The organism is Pseudoalteromonas sp. ESRF-bin5 (assembly GCF_002632075.1).
GTDB classification, from domain to species: domain Bacteria; phylum Pseudomonadota; class Gammaproteobacteria; order Enterobacterales; family Alteromonadaceae; genus Pseudoalteromonas; species Pseudoalteromonas marina.
The window spans coordinates 1-7,549 of sequence record NZ_NTLW01000051.1 but is presented as its reverse complement, the minus strand read 5'-3'; the positions used below and the strand labels follow the sequence as shown (position 1 = coordinate 7,549).

Here is a 7,549-nt window from a genome sequence, read left to right as displayed (position 1 = left end):
AGCGGATTTGCGCTTTGTGAGCAACAGCGGTATAGCGATATAAAAGCCACACTGCTTGGCAGATAGCCATTAAAGTAATGATCAAACCTGCATAATTATAAAAAATGTTAAATTTTTGTTTGTTTTTTCAGCGTTTAACTATACTCAACATGACTATTAAGGTCATATAAAACGAGGTGAACGATGAAACTGCAAAAATTGATGCTGTTAGGAGTGTTTATTTCAGGGACTAGTTACGCTGAAATTAATATTTCAGGCTTTGCAAGTATTAACGCGGGTAAAGTACTCAGTGGAAGTGGTGTGCCGCAATATGGTGTTGAGCCAACCTTTTTGGCTGACTACCCTAATGTGAGTGGCTACACAGAAGACTTATCTTTCTCTCCAGAGTCGTTAATTGGTATACAAGTGTCGGGGGATCTTGGTGAGGGCTTATCTGTCACAGGTCAAATTGTTGCCCGAGGTGTAAACGATTTTGATGCTAATTTTGAGTGGGCATATATTTCGTACGAAATAAATGATAATTGGACGGTTCAAGCAGGTAAAAAGCGTTTGCCTCTTTTTTATTACTCAGATTTTTTTGACGTAGGTTACGCATATGTATGGATGCGTAACCTGCCGACAATTATACATGGCAAGTATTTAACTATGAGGGCATAAACCTTCTCTATTCTGGCTCGATTGGAGAGTGGGGTGTGTCTGCTAATGTGTATGCTGGTAAAGAAGACGATGACGACAACAAACTGCTATCAGACTTTTTCTTTCAAGAGCCTACCCGAGAAATTTGGGAAGATATGCTAGGTGGTGTACTTTCGTTAAGCCATGATTGGCTTGAATTGAGAGTAACGCATATGCAATACACTAATAAACGCTTTCGTTCTGGAGAGCCGGTTTTATGGGATGGAAAAGATAGCCGTGATGGCAAATTCTATGGCTTAGCTGCCAATTTTGATTTTGGCGACTTTTTTGTACTAAGCGAACTTAACCGTTTAGATCTAGACGGAAACCTAGACACTTATATGATCAGTGCAGGGTATCGGTTTGATGCAATTACGCCTTATGTGATGTTTTCAGATTTTGAGCAAGAAGGTGAGGGAGATACTGAAAGCCATAATACCTTTGCGGTGGGGGTTCGTTGGGATTTTCATCCTTCGGCGGCACTCAAAATGCAGTACGACAGGGTAAAAGATGATTCATTCGAGTTAGCGGTAGCGGGTGATAGTAAAGCAATCACGCTTGGTGTTGATGTTGTATTTTAAGGGGAATTAAAAATGAAAAAATTAATGTTATGTGTACTGTTTTTGTTTAGCAATGTTGCCTTTGCTGATTTTGCTATTATTGTACATCCTTCAAACGAGAGTAGTTTTGATGAGTCCGTCATTAGTCGAATTTATACCGGAAAAGAAAAGTCGTTTAGTAATGGCAATACGATCATTCCAATTTCACAAGATTCAAAAAATCCTACTACGGAGCAGTTTAACAGTAAACTGCTTAATAAAAGTGCGTCGCAGTTAAGAGCCTATTGGTCAAAGCTTATTTTTACGGGAAAAGGAACACCACCCAAAGAGCTAGAAAATGACTCAGAGGTGATCAAAATGGTTGCAGCTAACCCAAATACGATTGGGTTTGTTTCGACATCTGCTGTGTCTGATGATGTGAAGGTGGTATTAAACTTTTAATTTAAAATTAAAAGCCAACAATAAAGCGTGTTAACGAGTAGCACGCTTTTTATTATTCTATTTATTCACCATTAAAATTAACTAGCACGTTTAGCCTGCTCGTGTATCCTACTTAGCGTGTTTCTTTTATTTAAGCCGCTATGCCTAATACTGTTATTCCAAGTAAAACTATTTCCTCTACACCTGAGTCCGTAACCTGCGCTAACTGCCAAGCGTGTTGTTGCCAATTAGAAGTGCGCATAGTAACCGACACCGGTGTGCCTTTTCAGTACATTGATTACGACAAGTGGGGCAGCGAAGTAATGAAACGCGGCGATGATGGTTGGTGCCAAGCACTCGACCGCAATACGCTAATGTGTACCATTTATGAAAACCGCCCACTTACTTGCCGTGAGTTTGAAATGGCCTCGAACGAGTGTATTACAGAGCGCGAAATAGCCGGTATTTAAAAATACGGACTAACTAATAAACCCGCGTTTGTGTTTTTAACCAATAGAGAGTTGTGCGCTTGGGTATCTTAGTTTTTTACTTCGTGGACTTGCTAAAAAGTAGGCGAGAGTGAGCGGACCTATTCTGCCCATAAACATTAAAAACATAATGATAAACTCTCCCAGCGGTGATAACGATGACGTTAAACCGCGTGAAAGTCCTACCGTACCCAGTGCCGATACCGCTTCAAAAGCAATATCTAAAAAAGGTGCATCTTCAACGACCAGTAATGTAAAAATAGCCAACCAAGTGACTCCCGCTGAAATAACGGTTAAGGCTAATGCTTTATACACTGAATCTTTGTCTATTTCTCGGCGTAACACGGTGACGCCCTTGTCACGCCTTAAGTAGCTATAGGTTGCTAATATTAAAACGATAAACGTAACGACCTTTATGCCACTTGCAGTACTCAAAGACCCGCCACCGATAAACATAAGCATCATAGTTAAAGCGGTACTTGCATTTTTTAACTCTTCAATAGCAATGGTATTAAACCCCGCAGTACGAGGGGTAACGGCTTGAAACCAAGCTGCTAGCCATTTACCTGTTTCAGATAACGGCTGCAGTGTTTTTGGATTATCGTATTCAATTACGTAAATAAGCAACAATGCAATAACGTTAATAATAACAGTGCTGATCAGCATTAATTTACTGTAGGGACTGAGCTTAGCCCAACGCTTTGATTTATATAAATCGGTTAATACGGTAAAGCCTAGGCCACCAATAATAAACAAACAGGTAATTGTTAAATTTACAACGGGGTCTTCTACATATTGCATTAAGCTGTTAGGACTTAATGCAAACCCTGCGTTGTTAAAAGCGCTAATAGTATAAAAAAGTGCATGGAAAAAGCTTTTTTGTAAGCCCATTTCGGGTAGCCAATACAGCGTTAAAATAATAATGCCTACAGATTCAACGATTAGCGCAAATAGCAAAACAGACTTAGCGGTATTTACCAAAGTCGATGTATCTGTTTGATTAAACGCTGCTTTGGTCACTGTTTTTTGAATAAAGCCAACTTTATTACCCAGTGCCATTAAAGTTACAACCGCAAAGGTCATTAAACCCAGACCACCTAGTTGAATTAATAGCGCAATAACGCCTTGTCCAAAAGGAGTAAACACTGAACCGGTATCGACTACAACTAATCCGGTTACAGTCACCGCGGAGGTAGCTGTAAACGCACTTTGTATCCATGAAATAGGCGCATAGGTTGCAAAAGGTAGTTTTAACGCCAAGGCTCCTAGCGTTATTAATATTAAAAAACTACAGCAGAGAACAAGCGGTGGAGCCGCATTGAGTTTTTTATGCCCATTGGCTTTTCGCTCAATAGGCGTTTTGAGAGGGTGCCATAAAACCATAATTATAAAAGCCTTGGTGCAAGATAGTTTAGTTCGACTCGATTACCTGATAACAGTAAAATGTCGTAGGTAAGTAACTCAAAGTCGTCATCAAGTTTGACAAACGTTTGCTTTGCGCGCTTGACCAATAATGGGTTTACAGTGCCTTTTATTTCTTTAAGTAAATGCCCTAGTTTTGTTTTATGTAAGTGCGCTTTTATACTTACTTCAACAACGTATAAGCCATTGCCTAAGGAAATATAGTCGTTTACTACAGGGTAATTAAGCGCTTGTGCAACGCGCACGCCCATTTCTTCTTCAGGATGAATGATGCGTGTTACACCCAGCTTAGAAATAATTGTGTGATGTGCTTTAGTGCTCGCTTTTACCCATATTTGCTTAACAGCTAGGTTTTTTAATGCAAGGGTGCACAGAATGCTCGATTGCATGTCTTCTCCAATCGCCACTAAAACGGCCTGACTGCTCGCTAAATCAAGCTCTTTAAGTGCGGCTTCATCAGTGGAGTCGCAAACAACGGTTTCTGATAAATGCTCAACATATTTTTCAGCCAGTTTAGGGTTACTATCAACCCCAGTGACTGTATGCCCTAAATGAATTAACTCAAGGCTTGCTGCAATGCCAAATCGACCTAATCCGATCACTGTAAAATGTGCCATGTTGATACCTAAATTAAAGTTAAAAGAAAGAAGTGGTAAAGTTCATTTGGTCAATAAACAGTTAATACATAGGCTGTAAGCATCACTATTTTTATCCAACCCAACACACCTATTACTCCTTCTGCTGAAGTTAGAATATGAGTTATTAAAGTAACAATGAAGGTAGGCGTTAAAAGCTTTATAAAGATTTAACGAATCAGATAAAAAACTTTATAAAAACTTTATAGAGGCAATATCGAAAAGGCAGTAATCTAGGTGCTCAAATGTTAGAGGAATAATTAATGAATCAGGTAGAGGCTAAACCACGTTGGTATAACGCATTGTTTTTGGCAGTAATAATGCCATTAATTGTTGTTATTGCCATTTACCCTATGCGTAATTGGTTTACTACCACCGATATCGTGATGCTTCAGTTATTATGGGTGACTTGGGTTGCTGTGCGCAGTAATCGTCGTCTTGCCATACTGACCACCTTAGTGTGTGTAGCGTGTACAGATTGGTTTTTTGTTGCCCCAAATTTTACTTTTCATATTGAAAACATAGAATATCTAGTAACCTTTATGGTTATGCTCATTGTTGGTTTTGTGATCAGCCAATTGGCAGGGGAGCTCAGTACTAAAGTTAGGGATGTGCAATTACATGCAAGTAATAGTCGCACCTTGTACGAACTGGCCAAAGACTTAAACAGCCTAGATACGCTGGATGAACAAAAAAAGTACTTTGTGCAGCGCATCAGTAAGCATTTAAACACATCTTGTACATTTATACCTGCAGCATCGCAGGGCAATAGTGAGTTTATATTGCTTAGTGAAGTTAACCCTAGCTGGGGCGGGTTTAATTTTACTAAACGGTTAACGCAAGGGCAAAAATCCTTTGCGGACACCGCTATTTCGCTTCTTTATCAGGTACATGAAAAAACGTTATTACGCCAACAGTCGGCTGCTATTTCGGTGCAAGCGGAATTAGAGCGCGCTAAAAATGCACTTTTACGCAGTTTGTCTCACGATTTACGTACACCACTGGCGACTATTATGGGCGCATCGAGCATGCTTGCAGATGATGAGATTACCCTCAGTGACATCGTGATAAAAGAGCAAGCGAGTAATATTTATGAGCAAAGTAAAATACTAAATGAGCACTTTGATAAAGTAATGGAGTTAAGCCGAGTTAATAAAATGGGTGAAAACCTAAGTTGGCAAACAATAAACTTACAAGCACTACTTAGTGAAGCTAAAGCTAGAAGGCAGCAGCAACTCACTGATTTTGTCATAAATACCAATATAGACGCTCAGACAACATGCGAAGGGGATGTGACTTTGTTAGAAATTGCGCTGGCTAATATGCTCGAAAATGCATGGCGTTATGGTGATAAAAAGGTGAGCGTTGAATTTACTCGAAGTAGCAATCAGCAAAAGATATGTTATCAGCTAATTCTCACTAATAACGTGATCACTAAAGCGCAAACAAGTAGCAATGAAGGCGTTGGGTTAGGCAGCATTATTTGTGATGTGGTTGCTAAATTTCATCAGGGCACATTTACATTAACAATTAATAACGAAACAAATATGGCGTACGCAAAGTTAATCTGGGAAAAAAGTAATGACTAAAATCTTGATATTAGAAGATTCTCCCCCACTACAAAGCTTTTTAAAAACTTTGTTGCAAGCCAGTGGCTACGAGCTAAGTATTTGTGATAAAGGGTTAGATGGCTTTGCACGTTTAAGTGAGCAAAGTTACGATCTTGTATTGTTAGACTTAGGCCTTTTAGACATGGATGGTCAAGACTGGTTAATTGAGTTTAGACAATGGAGTGCCTTACCTGTTTTAGTACTCTCAGCTCGAGATGGCGAAGTTGAAAAAGTCACAGCGCTTGATAATGGGGCAAATGACTATATTACTAAACCGTTTAGCGCGAATGAGTTGCTAGCCCGAATTCGGGTTTTATTACGCACCCAAAGCCAACCGAGTGTGGCATTTACCTGCGGGAATATAAAAATAGATCCGCAAAAGCACAGTGTTACTGCTTCTGGAGGTGAGGTAAAACTCACTAAAAAAGAGTACGCAATACTCTTATTGCTGTTTCAAAATAAAAATAAAGTACTCACCCATAATGCAATCTTAAGCCATATCTGGGGGGCGCAGTATGTAGAGCGTCCTGAATACGTAAGAGTCCATGTGGCACAGCTCAGACAAAAACTAGAGGCTAACCCTGCGAGTCCAAAATATATTTTAACAGAACCGGCCGTGGGTTATCGATTGGTTGACTAAAAATGAGAACTTTAGAGTTTTACTCTACAGCACAATGATTCAGATAAATTATTTTTAATTGAATTTTAATACGCTTGAGCAAATTAGTGTAAATAAAACAGAGCAGCAAAAATGTTTGCTATGACTGTGTTTCCACAGTCATAGGCGTATAAATTTAGTCGTATTTAGCTTCTAGCTCATTAGCCGTATGAAACTTCTCGTGGCTTTGCAATTGCTCGTCGTATTTTACTAGATTTTTAAAGTGACCTAGCTGGCCTGAGTTTTTAACAATTTCAACAATAAACGACATCATGAAATCGGCGCCGGTTAGGGTGTCGCCAACTAAATAACGTTTACCTTCTAGCCGGTCGTTAAAGTAGCTAATAACTTTAGCGGTTTCGGCGTCGGCGTAGCCTTCTAAAAATTGTGTTTTAGCGCCATCTTTAAGCACAAACATTTTAAGTAGTAGCGGTAAAATGGCAGAGCTCTCAGCAAAGTGTAGCCATTGTTGGTAATCAACGTAGTCAGCGGTGCCAGCCTTTGGTGCAAACTTTCCGTTACCGTATTTAGTAATTAAGTAATCAGTAATAGCGCCAGATTCGGTAACAATTAAGCCATCGTCTTCAATAACTGGCGACTTACCGAGTTGGTGAACTTGCTTTAGCTCATCAGGCGCTAAAAATGTGTCTTTGTTACGTTGGTAAGCAACAATTTCGTAATCAACTTCTAGTTCTTCTAAAAGCCAAATAATACGTTTTGAGCGCGATTTATTTAAATGGTGTAGTTTTATCATGTCAGTCCTTGTTGGCGTTGCTGGTTGCAGCAACGCTGTGTTTGTATATTTTAGTTAAAGTGCATCGTTGATTTTAACAACGGTTTTACCAAAGTTTTTACCACTGATCATATCGTTAAATGCGCTTACAGTGTTTTCAATACCTTCTACCATGTGCTCGCGGTATTGTACTTTGCCATCCTGCAGCCACTTTTGCATGTCTTGGGCAAATTCATCGTAGCGGTGGCCGTAGTCGTCAAAAATTATAAAGCCTTGCATTTTAATACGTTTAGTAAGCAACTGCCCCATTAGCATACCCATACGATCAGGGCCTTCAGGTAAGCTTGT

The 7,549-nt window shown here is 39.6% G+C and carries 7 protein-coding genes and 2 pseudogenes; 5 read left to right on the top strand and 4 right to left on the bottom strand.

Going from position 1 to position 7,549, the window contains the following annotated elements; all coding sequences use genetic code 11:
• Positions 1–183: 183 nt before the first annotated feature.
• The 3 genes and pseudogenes from BCG07_RS01535 to BCG07_RS01525 all read left to right on the top strand — a co-directional run bounded on the left by BCG07_RS01535 (position 184) and on the right by BCG07_RS01525 (position 2,125).
• Positions 184–1,256: pseudogene (locus BCG07_RS01535) on the top strand (porin).
• A 12-nt stretch (positions 1,257–1,268) separates the two neighbouring features.
• Entirely contained in the window at positions 1,269–1,676 is a 408-nt protein-coding gene (locus BCG07_RS01530) for a type 2 periplasmic-binding domain-containing protein (RefSeq protein ID WP_006793538.1), read from the top strand.
• Positions 1,677–1,816: 140 nt separating this feature from the next.
• Positions 1,817–2,125 carry a YkgJ family cysteine cluster protein gene (locus BCG07_RS01525; protein ID WP_058429407.1) on the top strand — a complete coding sequence of 103 codons (309 nt, stop codon included), beginning with the start codon at positions 1,817–1,819 and terminating at the stop codon, positions 2,123–2,125.
• 36 nt (positions 2,126–2,161) lie between these two features.
• On the opposite strand, the gene BCG07_RS01520 is transcribed toward BCG07_RS01525, so the two are convergent.
• Positions 2,162–3,526 (bottom strand): TrkH family potassium uptake protein, encoded by a 1,365-nt coding sequence (locus tag BCG07_RS01520; RefSeq protein WP_286888233.1) that lies wholly within the window; start codon positions 3,524–3,526, stop codon positions 2,162–2,164.
• A 2-nt stretch (positions 3,527–3,528) separates the two neighbouring features.
• Positions 3,529–4,182, bottom strand: coding sequence for a potassium channel family protein (locus BCG07_RS01515; protein ID WP_276755433.1), 654 nt, complete (start codon positions 4,180–4,182; stop codon positions 3,529–3,531).
• A 281-nt stretch (positions 4,183–4,463) separates the two neighbouring features.
• Here BCG07_RS01515 and BCG07_RS01510 point away from each other — a divergent pair, with 281 nt between their 5' ends.
• Both BCG07_RS01510 and BCG07_RS01505 read left to right on the top strand, forming a co-directional pair.
• Entirely contained in the window at positions 4,464–5,789 is a 1,326-nt protein-coding gene (locus tag BCG07_RS01510; protein WP_286888230.1) for a DUF4118 domain-containing protein, read from the top strand.
• On the top strand, positions 5,782–6,450 hold the full coding sequence (locus BCG07_RS01505) for a response regulator (protein WP_008130878.1): 669 nt from the start codon (positions 5,782–5,784) through the stop codon (positions 6,448–6,450). The genes BCG07_RS01510 and BCG07_RS01505 overlap by 8 nt, the downstream gene beginning before the upstream one ends.
• A gap of 154 nt (positions 6,451–6,604) precedes the next feature.
• Here the strand turns inward: BCG07_RS01505 and BCG07_RS01500 are convergent, their stop codons facing one another.
• Positions 6,605–7,222 (bottom strand): glutathione S-transferase family protein, encoded by a 618-nt coding sequence (locus BCG07_RS01500; RefSeq protein ID WP_006793540.1) that lies wholly within the window; start codon positions 7,220–7,222, stop codon positions 6,605–6,607.
• 54 nt (positions 7,223–7,276) lie between these two features.
• A pseudogene (locus BCG07_RS01495) lies at positions 7,277–7,549 on the bottom strand (NADP-dependent oxidoreductase); the annotation flags it as partial.